Raw genomic sequence first — 25,631 nt, 5'->3', positions numbered from 1 at the left:
TCGGAGAGGTCAGCAGCAGCGGAACCCCTGGCGCGGGTCCGATTCCTGACGGTCCGTACGCATCCGTTCGAAGGCCCGCCGGGACGGTACGTCGGCGTCCGGGTGTTCGCCGCGTACGTGCGCGACATAGCGGTCGTAGGCCGACTCGTCGGTCAGCTCCCGTACGTACCAGCGCACCCCCCTAACCGCCCGCCGGGCCCGCCGGAGTGCCGATCGCATCGCGTGCCTCCTCCTTCTCCTCCCGGGTCGGGAACAGCCCGGCCGGGGCGGTGATCTTCGACTCCACGTACCGCGCCTCGCTGAGCGTGGAGAGCGCGGGACGGCGGATGTGCCGGACGCAGACCCGGCCGGCGTCCACGATCACTACGACGATCAGCAGGGCCAGGACCGCCGAAAGGGCACCGTCCACCGTGGAGTTGGTGACGATGGTGTGCATGTCGTCCATGGACTTGGCGGGGGCGATGACCTCGCCCCGGTCGATGCCGTCCTGGTAGACGCTGCGCTGTTTGAAGAAGCCGACGCGCGGGTCGCTGGAGAACACCTTCTGGTAGCTGGCGGTCAGCGTGACCGTGGCGTCCCAGGCGAGCGGGATCCCGGTGATCCAGGCCCACTTGAGGCGTCCGGATTTCACCAGCAGGGTCGTGCAGACGGCCAGGGCGACCGCGGCCAGCAGCTGGTTGGAGATGCCGAAGATCGGGAACAGCTGGTTGATGCCGCCGAGCGGCTCGTGGACGCCCACCCAGAGGAAGTACCCCCACAGTCCGCACACCAGCGCGCTCGTGATGACCAGGCCCGGCTTCCAGCTGACGTTCTTGAGTTGCGCTACACCGCGTGCAGTACTCCTGCGGAGGCTTTGCCGATAGGGCGTCCGCTACTCCTGAGGCCGCTTCAGGCGGGCCACGAACTTGTAGCGGTCGCCGCGGTACACCGACCGCACCCACTCCACCGGCTGCCCGTCCCGGTCCAGTGAGTGCCGGGACAGCATCAGCATCGGCAGGCCCACGTCCGTGCCGAGCAGACCGGCCTCGCGCGGGGTGGCCAGCGAGGTCTCGATGGTCTCCTCGGCCTCGGCGAGATGGACGTCGTAGACCTCGGCGAGGGCGGTGTAGAGGGACGTGTACTTGACGAGCGACCTGCGCAGGGCCGGGAAGCGCTTCGCGCTCAGGTGGGTCGTCTCGATGGCCATCGGCTCGCCGTTGGCCATGCGGAGCCGCTCGATGCGCAGTACGCGCCCACCTGCCGTGATGTCGAGGAGCTCGGCGAGGCGGTCGTCGGCGGTGACGTAGCCGATGTCGAGGAGCTGCGAGGTGGGTTCGAGGCCCTGGGCGCGCATGTCCTCGGTGTACGAGGTGAGTTGGAGCGCCTGCGAGACCTTCGGCTTGGCGACGAACGTGCCCTTGCCCTGGATGCGCTCCAGGCGTCCCTCGACGACCAGCTCCTGGAGGGCCTGGCGCACGGTCGTGCGGGAGGTGTCGAACTCCGCCGCCAGCGTCCGCTCGGGCGGTACCGGCGTGCCCGGTGCCTGTGTCTCGGTCATGTCGAGCAGATGCTTCTTCAAGCGGTAGTACTTGGGCACGCGCGCGGTACGGACGGTCGCCCCACCCTCGTTCTCCGCACTGCTGACGTCGGTGCTCATGCTCTGCCTTCCCGGCTGCGGATGCGGCTCACATCGTGGCACGGCAGCGTACCGGGATGTCCCCCGCATGCTCCGTGATCCCTTCTGTATACCCTCGGCGGCTCCGTTGGTCTAGTCCACCAAGTGGTCTACCGGGGGTGTGCCCTCCGGGGTCGGTGTTTTCGCTGGCTTCTTACTTAAAGGTTCCTTCATATGTAGGTCGCATAACGGCTGGTCAGAGCCCATTCTCCGCCCTTGACAGGCTCGCTGGTCTGGTTCAAGCTCCCGGTACTGGTCTACACCATTGGTCCAGGTCCCGGCCCCACGGTCACCGCGGGGAGCAGGGGGGTTTGTGGCATCCCTGAGGAGGGTGTGGCGTGAAGCGCAAGCTGATATCCGCGATCGGTATCGCGGGCATGATGGTCTCCATCGCGGCGTGCGGGGGCGGCGAGGACACCAACGACAAGGCCGGGGCGGACGGCTACGCGGGCCAGACGCTCACGGTGTGGGTGATGGACGGCTCGTCACCCGACCAGTGGCAGAAGGACGTGACCGCCGCCTTCGAGAAGAAGACCAAGGCCAAGGTCAAGTTCGAGATCCAGCAGTGGAACGGCATCCAGCAGAAGCTGACCACCGCCCTGTCCGAGGAGAACCCGCCGGACGTCTTCGAGATCGGCAACACCCAGACCCCGGCGTACGCCAAGACCGGCGGCCTCGCCGACCTCGCCGGCCTGAAGTCGGAGATCGGCGCGGACTGGACCGACTCCCTGAACAACTCCTCGGTCTTCGACGGCAAGCAGTACGCGGCGCCCTGGTACTTCGCCAACCGCGTCGTCATCTACAACAAGAAGGTCTGGGCCGACGCCGGCATCAAGGAACTCCCCAAGACCCGCGACGAGTTCTACGCCGACCTGAAGCAGATCGGCGAGAAGACCGACGCCGAGCCGATCTACCTGCCGGGCCAGAACTGGTACCACTTCGTCGGCCTGACTGTCGGTGAGGGCACCGAGCTGGTGAAGAAGGACGGCGACAAGTACGTCTCCAACCTCGCCGACCCGAAGGTCGCCGCCGCCATGCAGACGTACAAGAAGTTCCAGGCGCTGTCCAAGGCGCCCAAGGACAAGGACGAGTCCACCCCGCAGCAGAGCGAGGTCTTCGCCAAGGGCAGGACGGGCGCCTTCATCGGTATGGGCTGGGAGGCCGGTACGGCGATCCAGGCCAACCCGGAGATCGAGAAGGAGATCGGCTACTTCACCATCCCGGGTGCCACGGCCGACAAGCCCGAGGGCGTCTTCCTCGGCGGCTCCAACCTCGCGGTCGCGGCCGGCAGCAAGAAGCAGGAGCTGGCCCAGGAGTTCCTGAAGATCGCGCTGTCCGACCAGTTCGAGGGCCAGCTCGCCAAGCTCAACGGCGTCATCCCGAACAAGGAGTCGCTGCAGACCAACCTGACGGGCAACGCCGCCGCCGAGGCCGCCGCGCCGGCCGCCGCGGGCGGTGGCACCACGCCGCTGATCCCGGAGTGGGCCGCCGTGGAGAACGCGCCCAACCCGATCAAGACGTACATGACCGCCGTCCTGAACGGTAAGTCCCCGGCCGCGGCCGCCGAGCAGGTCGAGGACGAGTTCAACAAGCGCCTGGCACAGCAGCAGTAGCAGCGCCTGCGCAGCCGTGGAAGCCCGCTGGTGAGCTTCCGCGGCGGGGCGGGGGCCGTCCGCCCGAGACGGCCCCGCCCCCGGCGACATCCCGGTCGAGAGAAGAGATGGCGAGCATGACCGTGCAGACCGAACGGCCGCCCTCCGGCCCGGCGGACGTCCGCAAGACGGCGGGTGCCGGGGAACCCGGCGGCCCCACCCCGCGAGCCGCGTCCCGTGCCGGCGCGTTCGCCCCGTACCTCCTGCTGCTGCCGGCCTGCGCGGCCACCGTGCTGCTGCTCGGCTGGCCGCTGCTGAAGGACGTCCTGCTGTCGTTCCAGAACCTCAACATGGCGCAGCTGATCCAGCACGTCACCGAGTGGAACGGCGTCGACAACTACAAGGACGTCCTCACCGGCGAGGACTTCTGGCGTGTCACCCTGCGCTCGATCCTGTTCACGGCGGCCAACGTCGTCCTGATCATGATCCTGGGTGCCCTGGTCGGCCTGCTGCTGGCCCGCCTCGGCCGGCGGATGCGGGTCACGCTGCTGGTCGGTCTGGTGCTGGCCTGGGCGATGCCCGTGGTCGCCGCGACCACCGTCTACCAGTGGCTGTTCGCGCAGCGGTTCGGCGTCGTCAACTGGGTCCTCGACAAGCTGGGCTGGCACTCCATGGCCGACTACAGCTGGACCAGCAGCCAGCTGTCGACGTTCTTCGTGGTCACGGTCCTGATCGTCTGGCAGTCGATCCCGTTCGTCGCCATCAACCTCTACGCGGCCACCACGACCATCCCCGACGAGCTCTACGAGGCCGCGGCCCTCGACGGCGCGGGCGCCTGGCAGAGCTTCACCACGGTCACCCTCCCCTTCCTGCGGCCCTTCCTCTACGCCACGACCTTCCTGGAGATCATCTGGGTCTTCAAGGCGTTCGTGCAGGTCTTCACCATCAACGGCGGCGGCCCCGACCGGCTCACCGAGATCCTGCCCGTCTACGCCTACATCGAGGGCGTCGGCAACCAGCACTACGGCATGGGCGCGGCGATCGCGGTCCTGACCATCCTGATCCTGCTCGTCATCAGCGCGTACTACCTGCGGATCGTGCTCAAGCAAGAGAACGAAGAGGAGGCCGGGCTGTGAACCGCTCGCTCTTTGGCCGCCTGTGGCCCAACGTCACGGCCGTCGTCCTGTTCATCGGCTTCGTCTTCCCCGTGTACTGGATGTTCGCCACGGCCTTCAAACCGACCGGCGACATCATCTCCGAGGACCCCGTCTGGTTCCCGACGGACATCACCTTCGAGCACTTCGGGACCGCGATCGACGTCGACCACTTCTGGACGTACGTCACCAACTCACTGGTCGTCACCTTCTGCGCGGTCGGCCTCGCCCTGGTCGTGGCCCTGGCGGGTTCCTTCGCCCTGGCCCGGATGCGGTTCAAGGGGCGGCGCGGGTTCATCATCGGCTTCATGCTGGCCCAGATGGCGCCCTGGGAGGTCATGATCATCGCGATGTACATGATCGTGCGGGACGCCTCGATGCTGAACAGCCTCGTCCCGCTGACGATCTTCTACATGATGATGATCCTGCCGTTCACGATCCTGACGCTGCGGGGCTTCGTGGCCGCCGTGCCCAGGGAACTGGAGGAGGCGGCGATGGTCGACGGCTGCACCCGGTCGCAGGCCTTCCGCAAGGTGATCCTTCCGCTGCTCGCGCCGGGCCTGATGGCCACGTCCCTGTTCGGCTTCATCACGGCGTGGAACGAGTTCCCGCTGGTCCTGGTTCTCAACAAGGAGGCCGGGTCCCAGACCCTGCCGCTGTGGCTGTCCAGCTTCCAGACCGCCTTCGGCGACGACTGGGGCGCCACCATGGCCGCCTCGTCCCTGTTCGCCGTCCCGATCCTGATCCTCTTCGTCTTCCTGCAGCGCAGGGCCGTCAGCGGCCTGACCGCCGGCGCCGTGAAGGGATAACGCCACCCGATGACGACTTTCGCCGGCCCCGACACTCTGACGCGCGACGCGCTGACGGTCCTCCAGCCCGGCTTCACCGGCACCACCGCCCCCGACTGGCTGCTCCGCCGCCTCGGTGAGGGCCTCGCCTCGGTCGGCCTGTTCGGCCGCAACATCGCCTCCGCAGAGCAAGTCGCCGCCCTGACCGCCCAGTTGCGCGCCGAGCGGGACGACATCCTGGTCGCGATCGACGAGGAGGGGGGTGATGTGACGCGGCTGGAGGTGCGGACCGGTTCCTCCTTCCCCGGCAACCACGCCCTGGGCGCGGTGGACGACGTGGAGCTCACCCGGCAGGTGGCCTCGGAACTCGGCCGCCGCCTCGCGGCCTGCGGCGTGAACCTCAACTGGGCCCCGTCGGCCGACGTCAACTCGAACCCCTCGAACCCGGTGATCGGCGTACGCTCCTTCGGCGCCGACACCACCCTGGTCGCCCGCCACACCGCGGCCTACGTCACCGGCCTCCAGTCGGCGGGCGTCGCGGCCTGCACCAAGCACTTCCCGGGCCACGGCGACACGGCCGTCGACTCCCACCACGCGCTGCCGCGCATCGACGCGGACCGGTCGGTGCTGTCGGAACGCGAACTGTCCCCGTTCCGTGCCGCGTTCGCCGCCGGCACCCGCGCGATGATGACCGCCCACATCCTGGTGCCGGCCCTGGACCCGGACCGCCCGGCAACGTTGTCCCGGCGTATCCTCACCGACCTCCTCCGCGGCGAACTCGGCTACGACGGCCTGATCGTCACCGACGGCATGGAGATGCAGGCCATCTCGGGCACCTACGGCATCGAACGGGGCAGCGTCCTCGCCATCGCGGCCGGCGCGGACGCGATCTGCGTGGGCGGCGGCCTCGCCGACGACGAGACCGTACGCCGCCTGCGGGACGCCCTGGTCGCGGCGGTGCGCTCGGGCGAACTCCCCGAGGAACGCCTGGCCCAGGCGGCGGAACGGGTCCGGGCGCTGGCTCGCTGGACGGCCGCCACCGCTCCCGCGGCCGCGGACGGGGTCCCGGCGGACATCGGGCTCGTCGCGGCCCGCCGCGCCCTGACGGTGACCGGCGGCCCGGTGCCCTTCACCCCGCTCACCGAAGCGCCCTACGTCGCCGCCCTCACCCCGGTCGCGAACATCGCCGTCGGCGACGAGACTCCCTGGGGTCTCGCCGCGGAACTGGCCCGCCTGCTCCCGGGCACGGAGACGGGCAGCTTCGCCGGGGACGACGCGGCGACGGAGGCCCTGCGCGCGGCGGGCGCCCGCCGTGTCGTCGCCGTCGTCCGCGACGAACACCGCCACCCCTGGATGGCGGCGGCCCTGGACGCCTTGCTGGCGGCCCGCCCCGACACGATCGTCGTCGAGATGGGCGTCCCCCAGGCGCCCCCGCGCGGCGCCCTGCACATCGCCACCCACGGCGCGGCCCGCGTCTGCGGCCGTGCGGCGGCGGAGGTCATCGCGGGGGAGTAGCCGCTACGACGACGAAGGCGCCGGACCCTTTTGGGATCCGGCGCCTTCGCACGTTCGCGCCAAGGGCGGTAGTGGTCGGTCGTGGTGGGCGAAGTGCCGTCCATCAGAGCCGCGTTGCAGACCGCCCGTTCGTGATGCGCCTGCGCGCGCCGCGCTTGCTCACGCCGAGTTCGACCACCCTCGTTCCCCCGTTTCGTGTTCCTGTTCGTGTGAGTGACACACACCTGAGCACGAGGACAGATCGCGGCCGTCCTGCGGAGTCAGATCCCTTGCCACTCCGGCTTGTTGACGTACGTGTGCCGGAAGTAGTCGGCCAGCTTCAGCTTGCCCGCGGCGGCCTCGTCGACCACGACGGTCGCATGCGGGTGGAGCTGCAGCGCCGACGCCGGGCACACGGCCGCGACCGGCCCCTCGGCGGTCGCGGCGACCGCGTCCGCCTTGCCCTCGCCCGTCGCGAGCAGCACCAGGTGCCGCGCCTCCAGGATGGTGCCGATGCCCTGGGTGATGACGTGGTGCGGGACCTGGTCGATGTCGCCGTCGAAGAACCGCGCGTTGTCCACCCGGGTCTGCTGGGTCAGCGTCTTGATCCGGGTCCGCGAGGCGAGCGACGAACACGGCTCGTTGAACCCGATGTGCCCGTCGGTCCCGATCCCGAGCAGCTGCAGATCCACCCCGCCGGCCTCGGCCAGCGCCCTGTCGTACGCCTCGCACGCCGCGGGGATGTCCTCGGCGGTGCCGTCCGGCCCCATGAACGCGTCCATCCCGATCCCGAGCGGCTCCAGCACCTCGCGGCGGACCACCGAACGGTACGACTCCGGGTGCTCGGCGGGCAGCCCCACATACTCGTCGAGCTGCGCGATCCGCGCCCGCGAGGCGTCCACTGCACCGGAGCGCACCTGGTCCGCCAGCGCCGCGTAGACGGGCAGCGGCGTCGAGCCGGTGGCCACGCCGAGCAGGGCGTCGGGCTTGCGCCGCAGGAGCCGCGCCATGGTTTCGGCGATGAGCACGCCGCCCGCCTTGGCGTCCGGAACGATGACAACTTCCACGCTGGGCCTGCCGATCTGAAGAGAGGGACTCAACCGGTTCCCGGAGGGGCTATGTGGTTTAGACCAATCTAACAGAGTCGGGCTCCGCCTCCCAGGCGACGGCGGCGTGCGGCGGCCGCCCGGCCGACGGCCCCTCCTGCGTCGGCTCCTCCGTCGGTTCCTATGTCAGTGAACCCCCCGTCGCGTCCACCCAGCTCCCCGTGACCCATCGCCCCGCGTCCGACGCCAGGAACGCCACCACGTCCGCGACGTCGGCCGGTGTCCCCACCTGCCCCAGCGCCGATATCGCCGCGGCCTGCGCCCAGCCTTCGTCGGTCCCGTACAGCAGCTCGGCGGTGTTGTCGGTGTCGATGATGCCGGGTGCCACCGAGTTGACCCTGATGCCCCGGGGGCCCAGCACCTTCGACAGGTCCCGGGAGAAGACGTCCAGCGCGCCCTTCGTCATCGCGTACGCCATGTAGTTCGGCATCACCGCGGTCCGGGCCAGCCCTGAGGAGATGTTGATGACCCGGCCCCCGTCGTGCAGCCGTGCCATGCCGTGCTTGGCGATGAAGAACGGTGCTTTCACGTTCACCGCGAAGAGCCGGTCGTAGTCCCACTCCTCGATCTCCTCGACCGGCCGGGCGTTCCCTATCCCGGCGTTGTTCACCAGGACGTCCAGTCCGTCCGCGTGCCGGTCGAACTCCGCCCACAGCGCCTCGGCGTCCCCCGGCCGCCCCAGCTCGACCCCGATCGTGAACGCCGATCCGCCCGCCGCCTCGATCGCGGCGACCGTCCCCTTCGCTGCCGCCTCGTTCCTGCCGTAGTGCACCGCGACCCGTGCCCCGTCGCGCCCCAGCCGCTCGGCGATGCCCCGCCCGATCCCCCTGCTCGCCCCCGTGACGAGAGCCGTCCTGCCCGTGAGTACGCCCATGTCGGCGCCGCCTCCATATTTGTCTAGCGGTCGATACAGAAATGACCATAGATCACGAGGCTGCCATTTCTCTAGTCCCCGCTATAAAATCCACCCCATGGTGGAGACCCGGGCGACAGAAGCGCACGACGACGGGGGTAAGCAGGCGTCCAGGCGCCGCGGCCGCCCCCGCTCCTTCGACCGCGAGACCGCGCTGGAGAAGGCGATCCTCGCCTTCTGGGAGCGCGGCTACGAGGCGACCTCCGTCTCCGACCTCACCCGCGTCATGGACATCGGCGCCCCGAGCCTGTATGCGGCCTTCGGCGACAAGCGGTCGCTCTTCGAGGAGGTCGTGAGGGAGTACGGTGCGCGGTACGGCTCCTTCAGTGACCGCGCCCTCGCCGAGGAGCCCACCGCCCGGGCCGCCGTCGAACGGATGCTGCGCGAGGCCGCCGTCCGGTACACGGACCCGGCCCGCCCGCACGGGTGTCTCGTCGTCCACGCGGCCACCAACTGTTCGACCCCCGAAGTCGAGGAGTCCCTGCGCGAGCGGCGCAATGCCAACATCGCCGCCTTCGAGCGCCGTATCCGAGCGGGCATCGCCGCAGGTGAGCTGCCGGCCGGCACCGATGCCGCCGCGCTCGCCCGGCACGTCGGCGCGATGATCCAGGGCATGTCCCAGCAGGCGCGCGACGGCGCACGTCGTGAGGAGTTGGAGGCACTCGTGGAAATTGCCCTGTCCATCTGGCCCCGCACATGAACCCACAAGGGTTAGGCTGCGTGATGCTTGCTAGGGCGTCCGATTAGTTAGAAGCCCCGCACGAAGCGCCAACAACAAACATCCTCCAACGCATAGACACACCGGAGTGGTCTAGTCCACAATTGCGAAGGAGAGCAGTAAAACGCACAGACTTCCGTCTTCCCCGCACAGGAAGGCGGACGGAGGAACCGGAGCTCTCTGCCCTGACTGCCCCGGCTCCTCATCCTTCGGCCGACCGGGACCGCACACCCCGCGGCCGATATTGCTCCGGGCTGCGGTGCCGGGAGGGTTGAGGGTCCCTCCCAGGCGCCGCGGCCCGCGGGTGTTTTCCGGGCCGCCGACGGCCCCCGGCCGTTTTTAGGGCCTGCACAGACCGCCGGGTACGCTCGCAACCGTGCCCTCCATGAACGAACTCGTACGCCAGCACACCGCACTCGACGACTCCGACCTCGAGTGGCTCCACCTGCTGGTCTCGGAGTGGCAGCTGCTCTCCGACCTCTCCTTCGCCGACCTCGTCCTGTGGGTCCCCACCCGCGACGGCACCCGCTATGTCTCCGTGGCGCAGATGCGGCCCAACACCGGCCCCACCTCGTACCAGGACGACATGGTCGGCCACCTCGTCCCGCGCGGCCGCCGCCCCATGCTGGACGCCGCGCTCGACGAGGGCCGGATCGTGCGGGAGGGCGATCCCGAGTGGCGCGAGGAGGTCCCCGTCCGTATCGAGTCGATTCCCGTACGACGGGAGGGCCGCGTCCTCGGGGTCATCGCGCGCAACACCAACCTGCTCACCGTGCGCACCCCGAGCCGCCTGGAGCTGACGTACCTCCAGAGCGCCTCGGACCTCGCGCAGATGATCGCGGCCGGTGCCTTCCCGTTCGCGAACCAGCAGGTCGACATGGACGCCTCGCCGCGCGTCGGCGACGGCCTGATCCGCCTCGACGCGGAGGGCGTCGTTCAGTACGCCTCCCCGAACGCGCTGTCCGCCTACCACCGTCTCGGCCTCGCCGCCGACCTGGTCGGCCACCACCTCGGCATGACCACCGCTGAACTCGCCCCGACCCACGGGCCGGTGGACGAGGCGCTCGCCAAGGTCGCCAGCGGATGGGCGCCGCGCGAGTTCGAGATCGAGTCGGCGGACGGGGTGATCCAGTTCCGGGCGATCCCGCTCAAGCCCAAGGGCACCCGCATCGGTTCCCTGGTCCTGCTCCGGGACGTCACCGAACTGCGTCGCCGCGAGCGCGAGTTGATCACCAAGGACGCGACCATCCGGGAGATTCACCACCGGGTGAAGAACAACCTCCAGACGGTCGCCGCCCTGCTCCGTCTGCAGGCCCGGCGCATCGAGTCCGACCGCGGCCGGGAGGCCCTCGAAGAGGCGGTACGGCGGGTCGGCTCAATCGCGATCGTACATGAGACGCTGTCCCAGAATCTGGACGAGCGGGTGGAGTTCGACGAGATCGCCGACCGCGTCCTCGCGATGGTCGCCGAGATCTCCCCGGGCAAGGTCGCCGGCCGGCGCACCGGCCGCTTCGGCATCCTCGACGCCGAGGTCGCCACCCCGCTGTCGATGGTCCTGACCGAGATTCTCCAGAACGCCCTGGAGCACGGCTTCCGCGAGGGCGACACTGGCACGGTCGAGGTCTCCGCGGTCCGCGGCGGCACCACGAAGGAGGCCCGTCTCCTGGTCACCGTCCAGGACGACGGCGTGGGCCTGCCCGAGGGCTTCGACCCGCACACCGCGGGCAACCTCGGCCTGCAGATCGTGCGGACCCTGGTGGAGGGCGAGTTGGGCGGCACGTTCGACATGGTGCCGGCACCGGAGCGGGGAACGCGGGTGATCCTGGACATTCCGGTGCGGGCGCACAAGTAGGGGGCCGCGCGGCACGGCACAGCAAAGAGCCCCGGACCATGTGGTCCAGGGCTAGTGCTCGTTGCTGCTCTGCAATCGCTAAGCGCATCGGGGGTACTGCGCGCTGCGGCTCGGGGGCGGGAGATGCGTACTCGCTGTACGCGCCGCCAAGCTCAGGCTGTTTGCGGGGCGGGGTGTGTCAGGCGGTTGCCTGACGGGCCCGGTTGCGGGCGGCGCGACGCTTCATGGCGCGGCGCTCGTCCTCGCTGAGACCACCCCAGACGCCGGAGTCCTGACCGGACTCGAGCGCCCACTGCAGGCACTGCTCGATAACCGGGCAGCGACGGCAGACGGCCTTGGCTTCCTCGATCTGCAGCAGCGCAGGACCGGTGTTGCCGATGGGGAAGAAGAGCTCGGGGTCTTCCTCGCGGCAAACGGCGTTGTGACGCCAGTCCATGGCTGCTACCTCTCCTTGGTATTACATGCAAGTTGCTTGTGAATGTGAACGCTTTCACGAATCCCTCAACAAGTGAAGGGCCGACCGCCAGGTTTGCCGACGTGGTCCTGTGATGTGAAGAGGGGTTCCGGTGATCAGTGGGAGGCCGGTGTTGCGGGCCGTCCCGATCGCCACGTAGAGACTCGCAAACCTCAGCGGCGGATACAACCCCTTCCGGAAAGTTTTTTTTGATTCCTCGGTGTCGACTAGGTCACAGCCGTACTTCCATGGGGTGGACCCTGGCCTAAACGTTCGAGTGAAAGGACTTTAGCCCCTTCTGCTCACACAATCACACGCAGTGCACGGCGTACGCCTGTGAACGTCACGCTCGTACGCAGCCCCAGGTGGTCGCCGTCCATCTGAAGGGGCAACGGGACCTTCGAATGCAAGGTGAACTGGTCCAGGTCGTGCAGAGAGGCAGCGTGCTTGCCGTGAGGGCCGCGCTCGGGGGACGAAGTGAGCAACTGGGTGCCATATCGGGCGACGGCGGGTGTCGTCATGCGGCTGAGGCCGAGTACGTCGAGGCCTTTATCGAACGACGCCTTAGGTGACGTGTACATCGGACGATTGCCGAGATACGTCCACGGACACGTGTTCGAAACTATCGCCACGACCAGATCGGTGACCGGGTCCTCGCCCTGCTGCTCCAGCGTGATCGTCCCGTGCCGGCGGTGGGTCTCGCCGAGGAACTGGCGTACGACCTGGCGCACGTACAGGGCGTGCGTCGACTTCCTGCCGCGTTCGCGCTGCTGCTCCACCCGGCCGACGACGCCGGCGTCGAAGCCGAGCCCCGCGTTGAAGGTGAACCAGCGCTCCGGCACCGCCTCGTCGTCCGTGCCCGGTGTGCCCGAGGTCAGACCCAGGCTGATCGTGCGCTCCCGGTTCTCCCGCAGCGCGTCCAGCAGGGCGCCGGTCGCCTCCACGGCGTCGTTGGGCAGGCCCAGGGCGCGGGCGAAGACGTTGGTGGAGCCGCCGGGGACCACCGCGAGGCCGGGGAGGCGCTCCGGGGCGGGGCCGGCGTGCAACAGCCCGTTGACGACCTCGTTGACCGTGCCGTCGCCACCGAGGGCGACCACCATGTCGACGTTCCCACCCTCAGCCGCCTGCCGCCCGAGGTCCCGCGCGTGGCCGCGGTACTCCGTGGTGACCACCTCGAGCTTCATCTCACTCGCGAGCGCGTGGATCAGGACATCGCGCGTACGTGCGCTTGTGGTGGTTGCCGCCGGATTGACCACGAGGAGTGCACGCATGAGTTGCAGCGTACCTACTGGGTGGTACCGGGCACAGGTCGCGCCAGGGATCAAGTAAGAGATACGGGCGTGAACCTTGCCACGGGGCGTGTGAGCGGGGGTGGGGAAACAGGCCTGTGCCTCGGATCCGGTGGGCCGGGGTGTGCGGGCTAACCTGCTGGGGTGAGTAATGAGCAGAGCCCAGTCGTTTCCGAAACCGCCGGTCCGCGTCCGCGGCGTCTGATGTATGCGGCCGGGCTGGCCGCGTTGGAGGGGCTCGCGCTGGTTGGCGGAGGGGCCTGGATGCTCGTGGCAGGGCTTGCGGGGGATCCGGACGACCGGCAGTCCGCCGTCACCGGCGGCATCACGCTGATCGTGCTGGCGCTGCTGCCGCTGCTCGCCGCCCGTGGGCTGATGGGGCAGCGGAGCTGGAGCCGGGGGCCGGCCGTCGTCACTCAGATCATGGCGCTGCCGGTGGCCTACAACCTGCTCCAGACCGACAGCATCGCGATCCCGGCGGGCATCGCCCTCGCCGTCGTCGCGGTCACCGCGCTGGTGCTGCTGATCAACCCCGCGACGACCCAGGCCCTCGGGATCCGAGGGCCTGGAAACGTGCAGAAGAGCGACGGGCAGGACGGCAAGAGGTAGCCATTACGCCGTCCTCCGCCGCCCGCCTACTCCTCGACCAGCAGTTTCTCCCGCAGCTGCGCCAGCGTCCGCGCCAGCAGTCGCGAGACGTGCATCTGGGAGATGCCGACCTCCTGTGCGATCTGTGACTGGGTCATGTTGCCGAAGAAGCGGAGGAGCAGGATCCGCTTCTCTCGCGGCGGAAGATCCTCCAGCAGCGGCTTGAGTGATTCGCGGTACTCGACGCCCTCCAGCGCCTCGTCCTCCGCCCCCAGCGTGTCCGCCACCGCCGGGGACTCGTCGTCCGTGTCGGGGACGTCCAGGGAGAGCGTGGAGTACGCGTTGGCCGACTCCAGGCCCTCCAGGACCTCCTCCTCCGAGATCGCCAGCTTCTCGGCGAGCTCGTGGACCGTGGGGGAGCGGCCGTGCTGCTGGGACAGTTCCGCCGTGGCCGTCGTCAGCGCCAGCCGGAGTTCCTGGAGCCTGCGCGGGACGCGGACCGCCCAGCCCTTGTCACGGAAGTGCCGCTTGATCTCGCCGACGACCGTCGGAGTCGCGTACGTCGAGAACTCGACGCCGCGGTCCGGGTCGAAGCGGTCGACCGACTTGATCAGGCCGATGGTGGCGACCTGCGTGAGGTCGTCCAGCGGCTCACCGCGGTTGCGGAAGCGGCGCGCGAGGTGCTCGACGAGCGGCAGATGCATCCGGACCAGCTGATTGCGCAGCTCCGCGTACTCCGCGCTGCCCTCCTTCAGCTCGCGCAGCTTGACGAACAGGGCACGCGCCCCACTGCGGTCCTGAAGGTCGTGCTGCGTGGCCTGCACGCTGTGCGTACCCACCGCGCCGTCCTCTGCGTTTCGCTCGTGCTCGCCCATCGTCCCGCCCGTTGCCCTTCCCCGAGCCCTCGCCTCGGCTCGGACAGGGGAGACCTCGATCCGCCCCGCCGGAGGCGCGCCCTGCACGGCACCTTCCTCATCCCGCTGCCCGTCGACCGGGAAGCCGGCCGCCGAGGAGTCGTCCTCGGGATGCGGCCGGGCCTGCTCGGGGATGCCGGCCATGCCTTCGACGACGTCCCCTGGGCGCCGGGTGTCGCTCGGACCGCCTGTGCCCTCGGCCGGCAGCTCCCGTGTGCCGCGCTCTTCGTCCCGCACCGGCCCGTCCCCGTTCCTCACGCCGGCCCGGGTCCCGCGCCGCGCTGTTTGTAGAGGCTGATCGAAACGGTTTTGTCCTCGTCCACGGCGGAGGAGACCTTGCCCGCGAGGGCGGACAGCACGGTCCAGGCGAAGGTGTCCCTGGAGGGGGCATGGCCATCCGTGGTCGGGGCCGAGACGGTGACTTCGAGTGAGTCGTCGACAAGGCGGAAGACGCAGCTCAGCACTGAGCCGGGCACGGCCTGCTGAAGCAGGATCGCGCAGGCCTCGTCCACCGCGATGCGCAGGTCCTCGATCTCGTCGAGGGTGAAGTCCAAACGGGCTGCGAGGCCGGCAGTAGCCGTACGCAGCACCGACAGGTAGGCACCCGCAGCCGGTAGCCGGACTTCCACGAAGTCCTGGGTCGCGGGCTCGCCTGCGATCTGGGACACCCTCACCTCCAAGGTGGTACAAGCATTTCGGGGCCGAGGGTCGCCCCCCGGTGTAACGCGATGTGTGGTTCAGCGGTGACGCTATCGCGCTCTTGACTTTCCTGTCCCCAGGACCCCAACCCCGTGCCGTCACTCACAGTAAACCTGCGGATACGCTCCGTGTCTAGGGGTCTGCGGCTCCAATTGGGAAGAGCGCGCGCCGGTTTGACGTACCCAGGCGTCAGACGGTCGAACCGTCCGGAACCCGAGTCGTCCGCCGACATCCAGGGTCACACGAGTACGTGGTCGACGAAGCACCAGCGCCAGTTCTCGCCGGGTTCGAAGGTCCGCATCACAGGATGCCCGGAGTCCGCGTGGTGCGTGGACGCGTGCCGGCCCGGCGAGGTGTCGCAGCAGCCGACGTGACCGCAGGTGAGACACAGCCGCAGCTGTACCGGGTGGGTACCGTCCGCCAGGCACTCCGGACAGGTCGCGGTCAGCGGCCCGGGTTCGGGGTGCGGCAGCGCGTCGGCATGCGTGCACTGTTTCATGATTGCCAGGTTACGACGGGCGCGCGGAAGGCCGCGCGAAAAAAGAGGGTGGGCGAGGGTATGGGCGTGATGCCGCTGCTTCTGCTGGTGGCGGGCAGCGCGGTGGTGGCCGCGGTGGCCCGGCGTACGCCCGTACCGGCGCCGCTGCTGCTGGTCGCGGCCGGCCTGGTGGTGTCGTACGTCCCCGGGGTGCCCGACTACACCCTCGACCCGCACATCGTCCTGCCGCTGATCCTCCCGCCGCTGCTGCACTCTGCGGCCACGGACAGCTCGTACCTCGATCTGCGCGCACAGCTGCGGCCCGTCGCGCTGCTGTCGGTGGGCTACGTCCTCTTCGCGACCGTCGCCGTCGGCTGGGCGGCGTATCTGATCGTGCCGGATCTGCCGCTGACCGCCGCACTGGTGCTGGGCGCGGTGGTGGCGCCGCCGGACGCGGTCGCGGCGACGGCGGTCGCGCGCCGGGTGGGGCTGCCGTCCCGGATCACCACGATCCTGCAGGGTGAGTCCCTGGTGAACGACGCCACCGCGATCACCGCGTACCGGGTCGCGCTCGCGGCCGCCGTCGGGGAGGGCGCCACCTGGGCCGGCGGGATCGGCGAGTTCCTGCTGGCCGCGGCCGGCGGGATCGGCTTCGGGCTGGTGCTGATGGTGCCGATCCACTGGCTGCGCACGCACCTCAAGGAGGCGTTGCTGCAGAACACGCTTTCGCTGCTGATCCCGTTCGTCGCGTACGCGGCCGCCGAGCAGGTGCACGCCTCCGGAGTGCTGGCCGTCGTGGTCGTCGCGCTGTTCCTGGGGCACCGCGCGTGGGAGGTCGACTTCGCGACCCGGCTCCAGGAGGAGGCGGTGTGGAAGATGGTCGCCTTCGTGCTGGAGTCGGCGGTGTTCGCACTGATCGGACTGCAGCTGCCGGTGGTCCTCAAGGGCCTCGGCGAGTACGAGGGTGTCCGCGCCGCCTGGTACGCGCTGGCCGTCTTCCTGGTGGTTGTCGTGTCCCGGTTCGTGTGGGTGTATCCGGCGATATTCCTGCCGCGCATGCTGTCGGCGCGGGTCCGCGAACGCGAGGAGAACCCCACCTGGAAGGGGCCGTTCATCATCTCCTGGGCCGCGATGAGGGGCGTGGTCTCGCTGGCCATCGCCTTCTCGATCCCGCTCACCGTGCACGGCGGCGAGGAGTTCCCCGGACGCAACCTCGTCCTCTTCCTGACCTTCACGACCGTCATCGGCACCCTGGTCGTCCAGGGCGTGACGCTGCCCACGCTGATCCGCGCGCTGAAGCTCCCCGGCCGGGACGTGCAGGCCGAGACACTCGCCGAGGCCAACGCCCAGGCGCAGGCCTCCCGGGTCGCCGAACAGCACCTCGAGGAACTCCTCTCCGACGAGCGCAACGCCCTGCCGCCGCCACTGGCCGACCGCCTCCGCACCGTCCTGGAACGCCGCCGCAACGCCGTCTGGGAACGCCTCGGCCAGGTCAACCCCATCACCGGCGAGAGCGTCGACGACACCTACCGGCGGCTGTCCCGGGAGATGATCGGCGCCGAGCGCGCGGTGTTCGTGAAGCTGCGGGACGGGCGGTACATCGACGACGAGATGCTGCGGACGCTGCTGCGCAGGCTGGACCTGGAGGAGGCGGCGGCCTACCGGGAGGCGGCGTGAGGCCGGGGCTGCGTTTCCGTACTCCCTGCCACGTCTGACGGGGGATCATAGACGGGACACGATCGGCACAGGGTGACTCGGGGGGGCTCGATGACCGGCGCCGCACAGCGGTTCTTCATCAGTTACGCGGGCGTGGACCGGCTGTGGGCCGAGTGGGTGGGGTGGCATCTCGAGCAGGACGGCCACCGGGTGCACCTCGACGTGTGGGACTGGCAGACCGGCGACGACTTCGTCAAGCGCATGGACGAAGGGCTGGAGGAGCCCGACGCGGTGGTCGCGGTGTTCTCCCCGGCGTACTTCGAACCAGGGCGCTGGACGCAGGAGGAACGGTCGGCGGTGGTCGCGCGGCGGGACCGGCTGATACCGCTGGCCATCGAGCCGCTGACCAACAACGACGTCCCCGCGACGCTCGCGGCGAAGGTACGCACGAATCTGCACGGCCTGGGCGAGGCGGACGCCGTCGAGGCGCTGCGCAGGGCGGTCGGCGGTGGCGGCCGCCCGACGGTCCCGCCGGCGTTCCCGGGCGCCCCGGCGCCGGGCGCGGCGGCGCTGCCGGACAGCCCGAAACCCCCGTTGCCCGGCGACGCCGGCGAGCCCGAGGTGTGGAACGTACGCCGCCGCAACCGCGACTTCTCCGGCCGTGAGGCGCAGATCGTCCAGCTCCGTGACGGTCTGCTCAGCGGACGGCACTCCGTCGTGTACGCCCTGCACGGGATGGGCGGCATCGGCAAGACGCAGATCGCCCTGGAGTACGCGCACCGGTTCGCCGGCCAGTACGACCTGGTGTGGTGGGTCGACGCGGAACAGGCCGACCAGATCCCGGTCCGCTACGGCGAGCTGGCCGACCGGATCGGCATCGCCGTCGCGGAGGCCGGGGCCGAGCACAACGCCCGGATGCTGCTGCAGCATCTGCGCAAGCGGTCGCGGTGGCTGATCATTCTGGACAACGCCGAGGATCCGGACCCGGTCGAACGCTGGCTGCCCGAGGGGCCCGGGCACGTCCTCATCACCTCGCGCAATCCCAACTGGCGCCGCCTCGCCCGCCCGACGGCGCTCGACGTGTTCACGCGGGCGGACTCGCTCGCGTACCTGCGGAGCCGGGTCCCGGGCATCGCCGAGGAACAGGCCGAGACGCTCGCCAAGGAACTCGGCGACCTCCCGTTGGCGCTTGCCCAGGCCGCGGGTGTGATCGAGAACGGCATGACCGTCGAACGGTACCGGCGGCTGCTGAACGACAGCACGGGCCGGATCCTGCGCGAGGGCGGGGTGCCGGACTACCCGGCGCCGCTGGCCGCCGCGGTCGGCATCGCCACCGAAGGCCTCGGCGACGCACACCCCGACGCCGCCGCCCTGCTCCGGCTCGCCGCGTTCCTCGGGCCCGAGCCGATCCCCACGGAGTGGCTGGAGACGGCGCGCCCACGGCTGTCCACGATTCCGGGCGACCCCGAGGACCTGATGCGGACGCGGGCGGCGCTCGAGCCGCTGCGGCGTTACGGCCTCGCCCGTATCGACGGCGAGGCCTTCCAGATCCACCGTCTGACGCAGGCGGTCGTACGCGACAACGTCGACCCGGGGCAGGCCGAGGCGATCCATGACGACGTGGCCGCCATCGTGGCAGCCGTCGAGCCGGGAGATCCTTACTCGCCGGGCAACTGGCCTGCCTGGGCCAGCTTGACCTCGCACCTCGTCTCACAGCACATCGATCCGACCCACCGGGCGGAGCTGCGCCCCATGCTCCGGGACGCCGTGCACTTTCTGATCCGCAGTGGCCAGCCTCGGATCGCCGCTGAGGTCGCAGTCACCCTTCGTGACGCGTGGACCGCGCAGCTGGGGCCTGATCATCCCGATGTGCTGACCTGCACGCAGTACCTCGGCCACGCGACGTCGGACCTCGGCGACATGCGGGGCGCCCGGCCGATCATCGAGGATGCCTTCACGCGTCGCCGGAGGACACTGGGCGACGACCATCCCGACACCCTGCAGTCCGCCAACGATCTCGCCGCGATCCTCGGCAATCTCGGTGACCGCGAGGAACCGCTGCGCGGAGCTCGGGACACCCTGGCTCGGCGGCGTCGGGTCCTTGGGGACGACCACCTCGACACACTTCGGTCCGCAAGCAACCTGGCGATGTCCCTCAGCATGACGGGGGAGCACGTCGCATCCCGCGCACTGGACGAGGACACCCTGGCCAGGCGCCGTCGTGTGCTCGGGGACGACCACCCCGACACGCTGCAGTCCGCGATCAATCTCGGCGATACCCTGACCGAACTGGGCGAGACGGCCGAGGCTCTTCGCCTGCACGAGGAGACCCGGGCCCGCTGCCGGAGCACGCTCGGCGACGATCACCCGATCACCCTCAGCTCGGCCCAGAACCTCGCTGGCACCCTGCACAAGACGGGCAAGTACCGCGAAGCCCGCGAGCTGCTCGAGGACACCCTCGCCCGGCGCCGCCGTGTCCTCGGCGAAGATCACCCCAACACCCTCAGGACCATGCAGAGCCTCGCCGTGAACCTGTCGAACCTCGGCAATGTGGTGGAGTCCCGGCGCCTGCTGGAGGACTCCTGTGCCCGGCGTCGCCGAATCCTCGGCGAGGACCATCCCGCGACACTCCAGGGCACGCACGAACTCGCCGTCGCCCTGCACAGGCTGCGTGAATTCGAACAAGCCCGCCGTGTGCTCGACGACACGGTGGCCCGCCGTCGCCGTGTCCTCGGTGAGGATGACCCCGCCACCCTCAGCTCGGCCCAGCACCTCGCCGTCACGATGTGCAAGCTGCGCTCCTTGCCGGCGGGCGTGGCCTTGCTCGAAGACGTACGCGCCCGTCAGCTCCGCACCCTCGGTGTCGACCACGAGGACACCCAAACCACCACCCGGTCCCTCATCGCGGCCTACAAAGAGCTGGGTCTGCACCGCAAAGCCCAGAAGCTGACCCCCAAGAAGGCGACGAAGCGCCGGTTCGGCAGGAAGGGCCGGTAGTCACCCGGCGAACGGGGCCCCGGTGATCACGGCGACCACCGTGGCCCCCGCCCCGAACGCCCCCTCCTCCGCCAGTGCCACAAGTCCGTACAGCAATTTGGCGACATAGAGACGCTCTACGGGCAGACCGTGCCGCCCCTCGAAGTCCGCGGCGAACGCATCCAGCTCGGGGGTCACCCGCCCGTACCCCCCGAAATGGAAACGCTCGTCGAGCGACCAGTCCTCGCGTCGGCCGCCGAAGGCCCGCTCCTGGAGCCCCCGTATGTCGTCCGTCAGAAAGCCGCCCTTCAGGACCGGAACCCCCAACGCCCGCTGCCCGGGCCCCAACCCCGCCGCCAGCCCCGCCAGCGTCCCGCCCGTCCCGCAGGCCAGCGCGACCACGTCGGCATGCCCGCGCAACTCCTCGCCGAGCGCCCGGCACCCCCGTACGGCAAGCGCGTTGCTGCCGCCCTCGGGGACGACGTACGCCCCCTCGGCGCCGGCCGCGTGCATCAGGCTCGCCAGCACCTCCGGCTCGCCCTTGCATCGATATGTCGCCCGGTCGACGAAGTGCAGCCGCATGCCGTCGGCCACGCACCGGGCCAGCGACGGGTTCAGCGGCCGGTCGGCCAGTTCCTGACCCCGTACGACGCCCACCGTGGGCAGGCCGAGCAGGCGGCCTGCCGCGGCCGTGGCGCGCAGGTGGTTGGAGTACGCGCCGCCGAACGTGAGGATCGGGCGGCCGGCCGCGGCGGCGAGGTTGGGGGCGAGTTTGCGCCACTTGTTGCCGATGAGGTCCGGGTGGATCAGGTCGTCGCGCTTGAGGAGCAGACGGACACCCCGGCGGGTGAAGCGCTCGTCGGTGACCTCCTGCACCGGCGACGGGAGCCGGGGGCGGAGGGTGGCGAGGTCGGGGACGTTGTCGGGGCTGGTCACGGCTCCATTGTCGCCGCCGGTGAGCCGGCATCGGCCCTCACTTCAGGCGGTCGCGGATCCGCTGCCGCATCGACGCCATCGTGAAGCCCCGCGGATCCACCTTTCCCGGCTGCCACTCCAGGTGGCCGATAACCGACCGCTCTGTCCAGCCGTGATGGCGGCAGATCGCCGCCGCGACCCGTTCGATCGCGTCCAGCTGCTCGTCCGGCCAGGGATCCTTGCCGTTGCCGAGGTTCTCGCACTCGAAGCCGTAGAAGTGGCGGTTCCCGTCGGTGTTGGCCTCGTTGTCGGGCGGCAGCGCCTTCTCCGCGATCACCGCGCGCAGGACGTCGTCGTCGCCGGGGCCGGCGTGGTTGGCGCGGCCGTAGCCGACCAGGTGGACGGTGCCGTCCTTGGTGATGACGCCGTGACAGAGCGGGCCCGGGAGGGATGCGTAGCCCCTGCGGCACAGTTCGACCGTGTGCTCGCTGCCCTTCGTCACCGTGTGGTGGATCATCACGCCGTGGACCGGGCCCCACGGCCCCTTGTGATTGCGGTTGTGGTGCTCCCAGTCGCCGACCTCGACGACGGTCGCGCCCTCCGCCCGGAGTCTCGTCAGGAACCTGCTCGCGGACATGGGTGAGGCCATGCCGCCTCCTTCGTGCCGTACGCCGGCCGCCCTCCGCGGCCGTCTCGTACCGCTGCTTGTACCGAAAACGGGCAGACAGGACTACTTGATCGCACAGTGTGCGAGTCGATTCGGACAGGGAGGTCTCAGGCGTACGACTGGACAGGATTCCCTGCGTGCCCAGTCGGCGATGATCCATTCCCGCTCTTTCGGGTAATACCATCAGCACCTTCTGTGAGGAAGGCTCGGTCATGCAGATCGATGCCCGGCGCAGTCGGCGCCGCGGCAGACCGGGAGGGCAATTCTCATATGTCGGTAGGCGAAGAGATCCGCACCGAGCAGGCCAAGCCGCAGCAGAGTCTCGACACGGCAGCCGCGCGGAACCTGGCCACCACGACCAAGTCCGCACCGCAGATGCAGGAGATCAGCTCCCGCTGGCTGCTGCGAACGCTGCCATGGGTGAACGTGCAGGGCGGTACGTACCGCGTGAACCGGCGTCTGACCTACGCCGTGGACGACGGCCGCATCACGTTCGTGAAGACCGGTGATCGCGTCGAGGTCATCCCGGCGGAGCTGACCGAACTGCCGGCGCTGCGGTCGTACGACGACGAGGACGTGCTCGCCGAGCTCGCCCAGCGCTGCCAGCAGCGGGAGTTCTCCGCGGGGTCGGTGATCGCGTCCTTCGGCAACCCGACCGACGAGGTGTATCTGCTGGCGCACGGCAGGGTCGAGAAGATCGGCACCGGTCCCTACGGGGACGATGCCGTCCTCGGCGTGCTCGCCGACGGGGCCTATTTCGGCGAGGACGCGCTGCTCGACCCCGACGCCATCTGGGAGTACACCGCCCGCGCGCACACCGCCTGCACCGTGCTCGTGCTGCCCCGCCAGGACTTCGAGCAGGTCGCGGAGCGCGCCGACTCCCTGGGCGAACACCTCCAGCAGCAGCGCTCGATCCCCGACCAGCGCACCAACAAGTACGGCGAGAAGGAGATCGACCTCGCCGCCGGCCACAGCGGCGAGCCGGACATCCCGCACACCTTCGTCGACTACGAGGCCAGGCCCCGTGAGTACGAACTGAGCGTCGCCCAGACCGTGCTGCGCATCCACACGCGCGTGGCCGACCTCTACAACCAGCCCATGAACCAGACCGAGCAGCAGCTGAGGCTGACGGTCGAGGCGCTGAAGGAGCGCCAGGAGCACGAGCTCATCAATAACCGCGAGTTCGGGCTGCTGAACAACTGCGAGTACGACCAGCGGCTCCAGCCGCACGACGGCGTGCCCAGCCCCGACGACATGGACGAGCTGCTCAGCCGGCGGCGCGGCACCAAGCTGTTCCTCGCCCACCCGCGCGCGATCTCCGCGTTCGGCCGCGAGCTCAACAAGCGTGGACTGGTCCCGGAGACCATCGAGATCGGCGGCAACCGCATCCCGACCTGGCGCGGTGTGCCGATCTACCCGTGCAACAAGATCCCGGTCAGCGCGGAGCGTACGACCTCGATCATCGCCATGCGTACGGGCGAGGCGGAGCAGGGCGTCATCGGCCTCCAGCAGGCCGGCATCCCGGACGAGATCGAGCCGAGCCTGTCCGTGCGCTTCATGGGCATCAACGAACAGGCGATCATCAAGTACCTCGTCACGGCCTACTACTCGGCCGCGGTGCTGGTGCCGGACGCGCTCGGCGTGCTGGAAGGCGTCGAGATCGGGCGCTGGCGGTGATCTCTCCCCGCCCGGCGCCGTGTCCCGTGACGGAGACGCAGCAACACCCCATGAAGGGAGGGTGGTTGACCGAGACGCGCGAAAGGCGGAGCCCTATCGGGACCCAGACGGACGGCGGCCCGGGGCCGCTCGACGGACACGAGGCGGCGACGATCCTCGAGCGCTCACGGGCCGTGGTCGACCCCGAACTGCGCGCGGCCATCGACTCGTTACCCGGTTCCATGCGCCGGGTCGCCCTGTACCACTTCGGCTGGGAGCACCCGGACGGCACCCCGGCGGCCGGCCACGCGGGCAAGGCGATCCGGCCCGCCCTCGTCCTCACCGCAGCCGCCGCGCTCGGCGGACCGGGGGCACGGACGGCGGCCGTACGGGCGGCCGCGGCGGTGGAGCTGGTGCACAACTTCACGTTGCTGCACGACGACGTGATGGACCGCGACACCACCCGCCGGCACCGGCCCACCGCATGGACCGTGTTCGGCGACCCCGACGCGATCCTCGCCGGGGACGCCCTCCAGGCACTCGCCCTGCGGCTGCTCGCCGAGGACCCGCACCCGGCGGCAGCGGCGGCCGGCGTCCGGCTCGCGAACTGCGTGATCGAGCTGTGCGCGGGCCAGCACGCGGACACGGCCATGGAGCAGCGGGCCCCCGCCGAGGTCACCCTCGACGAGACGCTCGCCATGGCCGAGGCCAAGACCGGCGCACTGCTGGGGTGCGCCTGCGCCCTGGGCGGGCTGTACGCGGGGGCGGCGGCGGAGGACGTGGCGGCGCTGGACGCGTTCGGCCGGGAGGCCGGGCTCGCCTTCCAGCTCATCGACGACGTGATCGGCATATGGGGCGACCCGAGCCGCACGGGCAAACCGGCCGGCGCGGACCTCGCCGCCCGCAAGAAGTCCCTGCCGGTGGTCGCCGCGCTCGCCTCGGGCACTCCGGCGGCGGCCGAGCTGGCCGAGCTGTACCGGGCACCGTACGAGAAGGAGGACCTGGAGCGTACGGTGCTGGCCGTCGAGCGGGCCGGCGGGCGGGACTGGGCGCAGGTCCAGGCCGCCGACCGGATGGCCCGCGCGATGCAGGAACTGGCCCGCGCGGTGCCCGAACCGGAGGCGGCGGGCGGGCTGCTGGCGCTGGCCGAGTTCGTCACCCGGCGCAGCAGTTGACGGTCGTCGAGGCCCCGGAGCCGTCGGGGCCGCGCGGCTCCTGACCCCGCACGGCCGCATCGTGCGACTCCGGCAAGGCGGGTCCCGCACATCCCCACGGTGTGCGGGGCCCGCCCCTTCGCACCGTCCTCGCGTACCGTCCGGATCCCGTCAAACTCCGTTCCCCGCCCGGTGCCTGTGCCCCAACCGCCCTACGATCAAGGCCGGTTGAGACGAAGGGGCGGGACACACATGGGCGTGGCGATCCGGACGGCGGGCGAGGGGGACCGGGAGCTGGTGGCGCGGCTCCTGGACGCGGCGTTCCAGGACGATCCGGTCAGCGGCTGGGTCTTCCCCGGCGACGAGCATCGCCGTACGACCCATCCCGGGCTGATGGCGGCCTTCGTCGACGTCGTGCTGGCCGAGGGCCGCATCGACCTCACCGAGGACGGCACGGCCTGCGCGCTGTGGCTGTCGGTGCCGGCGGACGCCCACGAGGCCGACGACGACGGCCCGGCCCTGCTGCGGGAGGCCGTCGACCCGGACAACGAACGCGTCGAGCTGATCGGCCGGCTGACGGCCGGCATCCACCCGGCCGGCCGCGCCCACGAGTACCTGTGGATGATCGCCGTGAGCCCCGAACGCCAGGGCGAGGGCCTCGGCACGGCGCTCATCACCTCGGTCCTGGACCGTTGCGACCGCGAGGGCCTGCCCGCGTATCTGGAGGCCAGCAACACCCGCAGCCGCACGCTGTACGAACGGCTCGGCTTCAAGCTGAGGGACCGCCCGCTGGACCTGCCGGACGGCCCTCAGATGTGGCCGATGTGGCGCGAGCCGCGCGGCTGAGTCACACCTCCGGGGCCGTCCGTTCCGCATCCGCGTCGATTGTCCGGGGGCGCTCCGCTCCCACGCCT

General features: G+C 70.1%; 23 protein-coding genes and 1 pseudogene. 12 read left to right on the top strand and 12 right to left on the bottom strand.

Annotated features, from left to right (window positions below; genetic code table 11):
* Positions 1–9 precede the first annotated feature (9 nt).
* The 3 genes and pseudogenes from AQJ91_RS32435 to AQJ91_RS32425 form a co-directional block, all read right to left on the bottom strand.
* Positions 10–219: a YbdD/YjiX family protein gene (locus tag AQJ91_RS32435; RefSeq protein WP_067028668.1), complete on the bottom strand. Its 210-nt coding sequence runs from the start codon at positions 217–219 to the stop codon at positions 10–12.
* Positions 182–859, bottom strand: a pseudogene (locus AQJ91_RS32430) (carbon starvation CstA family protein); the annotation flags it as partial. The gene AQJ91_RS32435 and the pseudogene AQJ91_RS32430, both read right to left, overlap by 38 nt.
* Before the next feature lie 12 nt (positions 860–871).
* Entirely contained in the window at positions 872–1,636 is a 765-nt protein-coding gene (locus AQJ91_RS32425; RefSeq protein WP_067028662.1) for a GntR family transcriptional regulator, read from the bottom strand.
* A 356-nt stretch (positions 1,637–1,992) separates the two neighbouring features.
* Here AQJ91_RS32425 and AQJ91_RS32420 point away from each other — a divergent pair, with 356 nt between their 5' ends.
* The 4 genes from AQJ91_RS32420 to AQJ91_RS32405 all read left to right on the top strand — a co-directional run bounded on the left by AQJ91_RS32420 (position 1,993) and on the right by AQJ91_RS32405 (position 6,703).
* On the top strand, positions 1,993–3,267 hold the full coding sequence (locus tag AQJ91_RS32420) for an extracellular solute-binding protein (RefSeq protein ID WP_067028659.1): 1,275 nt from the start codon (positions 1,993–1,995) through the stop codon (positions 3,265–3,267).
* 116 nt (positions 3,268–3,383) lie between these two features.
* Complete coding sequence (locus AQJ91_RS32415; RefSeq protein ID WP_067028916.1) at positions 3,384–4,382, top strand: carbohydrate ABC transporter permease; 999 nt, start codon at positions 3,384–3,386, stop codon at positions 4,380–4,382.
* Positions 4,379–5,209 carry a carbohydrate ABC transporter permease gene (locus AQJ91_RS32410; protein WP_067028656.1) on the top strand — a complete coding sequence of 277 codons (831 nt, stop codon included), beginning with the start codon at positions 4,379–4,381 and terminating at the stop codon, positions 5,207–5,209. The genes AQJ91_RS32415 and AQJ91_RS32410 overlap by 4 nt, the downstream gene beginning before the upstream one ends.
* 9 nt (positions 5,210–5,218) lie before the next feature.
* Positions 5,219–6,703, top strand: coding sequence for a glycoside hydrolase family 3 protein (locus AQJ91_RS32405; RefSeq protein ID WP_067028653.1), 1,485 nt, complete (start codon positions 5,219–5,221; stop codon positions 6,701–6,703).
* Between the two features lie 260 nt (positions 6,704–6,963).
* On the opposite strand, the gene nagB is transcribed toward AQJ91_RS32405, so the two are convergent.
* Both nagB and AQJ91_RS32395 read right to left on the bottom strand, forming a co-directional pair.
* On the bottom strand, positions 6,964–7,749 hold the full coding sequence (gene nagB / locus AQJ91_RS32400; protein ID WP_067028650.1) for a glucosamine-6-phosphate deaminase: 786 nt from the start codon (positions 7,747–7,749) through the stop codon (positions 6,964–6,966).
* Positions 7,750–7,909: 160 nt separating this feature from the next.
* The gene (locus tag AQJ91_RS32395; RefSeq protein WP_067028647.1) at positions 7,910–8,662 is read right to left on the bottom strand and encodes an SDR family oxidoreductase; all 753 of its coding nucleotides are present in this window, start codon (positions 8,660–8,662) and stop codon (positions 7,910–7,912) included.
* 97 nt (positions 8,663–8,759) lie between these two features.
* On the opposite strand from AQJ91_RS32395, the gene AQJ91_RS32390 reads away from it, so the two are divergent.
* Together AQJ91_RS32390 and AQJ91_RS32385 are read left to right on the top strand one after the other, a co-directional pair.
* Complete coding sequence (locus AQJ91_RS32390; RefSeq protein WP_067028644.1) at positions 8,760–9,401, top strand: TetR/AcrR family transcriptional regulator; 642 nt, start codon at positions 8,760–8,762, stop codon at positions 9,399–9,401.
* Between the two features lie 403 nt (positions 9,402–9,804).
* Positions 9,805–11,271: a sensor histidine kinase gene (locus AQJ91_RS32385; protein ID WP_067028641.1), complete on the top strand. Its 1,467-nt coding sequence runs from the start codon at positions 9,805–9,807 to the stop codon at positions 11,269–11,271.
* A 178-nt stretch (positions 11,272–11,449) separates the two neighbouring features.
* Here the strand turns inward: AQJ91_RS32385 and AQJ91_RS32380 are convergent, their stop codons facing one another.
* Complete coding sequence (locus tag AQJ91_RS32380; protein WP_007491230.1) at positions 11,450–11,707, bottom strand: WhiB family transcriptional regulator; 258 nt, start codon at positions 11,705–11,707, stop codon at positions 11,450–11,452.
* Between the two features lie 320 nt (positions 11,708–12,027).
* Positions 12,028–12,996, bottom strand: coding sequence for a diacylglycerol/lipid kinase family protein (locus AQJ91_RS32375; protein ID WP_067028639.1), 969 nt, complete (start codon positions 12,994–12,996; stop codon positions 12,028–12,030).
* A gap of 162 nt (positions 12,997–13,158) precedes the next feature.
* Between AQJ91_RS32375 and AQJ91_RS32370 the strand changes: the two genes are divergently transcribed.
* Entirely contained in the window at positions 13,159–13,623 is a 465-nt protein-coding gene (locus AQJ91_RS32370; protein WP_067028636.1) for a hypothetical protein, read from the top strand.
* 26 nt (positions 13,624–13,649) lie between these two features.
* Here AQJ91_RS32370 and AQJ91_RS32365 read toward each other — a convergent pair whose 3' ends face one another.
* The 3 genes from AQJ91_RS32365 to AQJ91_RS32355 all read right to left on the bottom strand — a co-directional run bounded on the left by AQJ91_RS32365 (position 13,650) and on the right by AQJ91_RS32355 (position 15,714).
* Complete coding sequence (locus AQJ91_RS32365; protein ID WP_107122590.1) at positions 13,650–14,774, bottom strand: RNA polymerase sigma factor SigF; 1,125 nt, start codon at positions 14,772–14,774, stop codon at positions 13,650–13,652.
* Positions 14,771–15,184 (bottom strand): ATP-binding protein, encoded by a 414-nt coding sequence (locus tag AQJ91_RS32360; protein WP_004925829.1) that lies wholly within the window; start codon positions 15,182–15,184, stop codon positions 14,771–14,773. The genes AQJ91_RS32365 and AQJ91_RS32360 overlap by 4 nt, the downstream gene beginning before the upstream one ends.
* Before the next feature lie 269 nt (positions 15,185–15,453).
* Positions 15,454–15,714 (bottom strand): UBP-type zinc finger domain-containing protein, encoded by a 261-nt coding sequence (locus AQJ91_RS32355; protein ID WP_067028633.1) that lies wholly within the window; start codon positions 15,712–15,714, stop codon positions 15,454–15,456.
* Between the two features lie 60 nt (positions 15,715–15,774).
* Here AQJ91_RS32355 and AQJ91_RS32350 point away from each other — a divergent pair, with 60 nt between their 5' ends.
* The gene (locus AQJ91_RS32350) at positions 15,775–17,370 is read left to right on the top strand and encodes a Na+/H+ antiporter (RefSeq protein WP_067028630.1); all 1,596 of its coding nucleotides are present in this window, start codon (positions 15,775–15,777) and stop codon (positions 17,368–17,370) included.
* 90 nt (positions 17,371–17,460) lie between these two features.
* Entirely contained in the window at positions 17,461–20,346 is a 2,886-nt protein-coding gene (fxsT, locus tag AQJ91_RS32345) for an FxSxx-COOH system tetratricopeptide repeat protein (RefSeq protein ID WP_067028626.1), read from the top strand.
* Here fxsT and AQJ91_RS32340 read toward each other — a convergent pair whose 3' ends face one another.
* Positions 20,347–21,261, bottom strand: coding sequence for a 1-aminocyclopropane-1-carboxylate deaminase/D-cysteine desulfhydrase (locus AQJ91_RS32340; RefSeq protein ID WP_067028623.1), 915 nt, complete (start codon positions 21,259–21,261; stop codon positions 20,347–20,349). It abuts the gene before it with no gap.
* Positions 21,262–21,298: 37 nt separating this feature from the next.
* Positions 21,299–21,889, bottom strand: coding sequence for an N-acetylmuramoyl-L-alanine amidase (locus AQJ91_RS32335; protein WP_067028620.1), 591 nt, complete (start codon positions 21,887–21,889; stop codon positions 21,299–21,301).
* Between the two features lie 288 nt (positions 21,890–22,177).
* Between AQJ91_RS32335 and AQJ91_RS32330 the strand changes: the two genes are divergently transcribed.
* The 3 genes from AQJ91_RS32330 (at position 22,178) to AQJ91_RS32320 (ending at position 25,563) form a co-directional block, all read left to right on the top strand.
* Complete coding sequence (locus AQJ91_RS32330) at positions 22,178–23,584, top strand: family 2B encapsulin nanocompartment shell protein (RefSeq protein ID WP_067028617.1); 1,407 nt, start codon at positions 22,178–22,180, stop codon at positions 23,582–23,584.
* Between the two features lie 50 nt (positions 23,585–23,634).
* A complete protein-coding gene (locus AQJ91_RS32325; RefSeq protein ID WP_067028614.1) occupies positions 23,635–24,738 on the top strand; it encodes a family 2 encapsulin nanocompartment cargo protein polyprenyl transferase in 1,104 nt (367 codons plus the stop codon).
* 231 nt (positions 24,739–24,969) lie between these two features.
* Positions 24,970–25,563: a GNAT family N-acetyltransferase gene (locus AQJ91_RS32320; protein WP_067028611.1), complete on the top strand. Its 594-nt coding sequence runs from the start codon at positions 24,970–24,972 to the stop codon at positions 25,561–25,563.
* Positions 25,564–25,631: the final 68 nt, after the last annotated feature.

Source organism: Streptomyces dysideae (genome assembly GCF_001514305.1).
GTDB classification, from domain to species: domain Bacteria; phylum Actinomycetota; class Actinomycetes; order Streptomycetales; family Streptomycetaceae; genus Streptomyces; species Streptomyces dysideae.
This window is presented reverse-complemented; position numbering and strand designations above follow the sequence as displayed.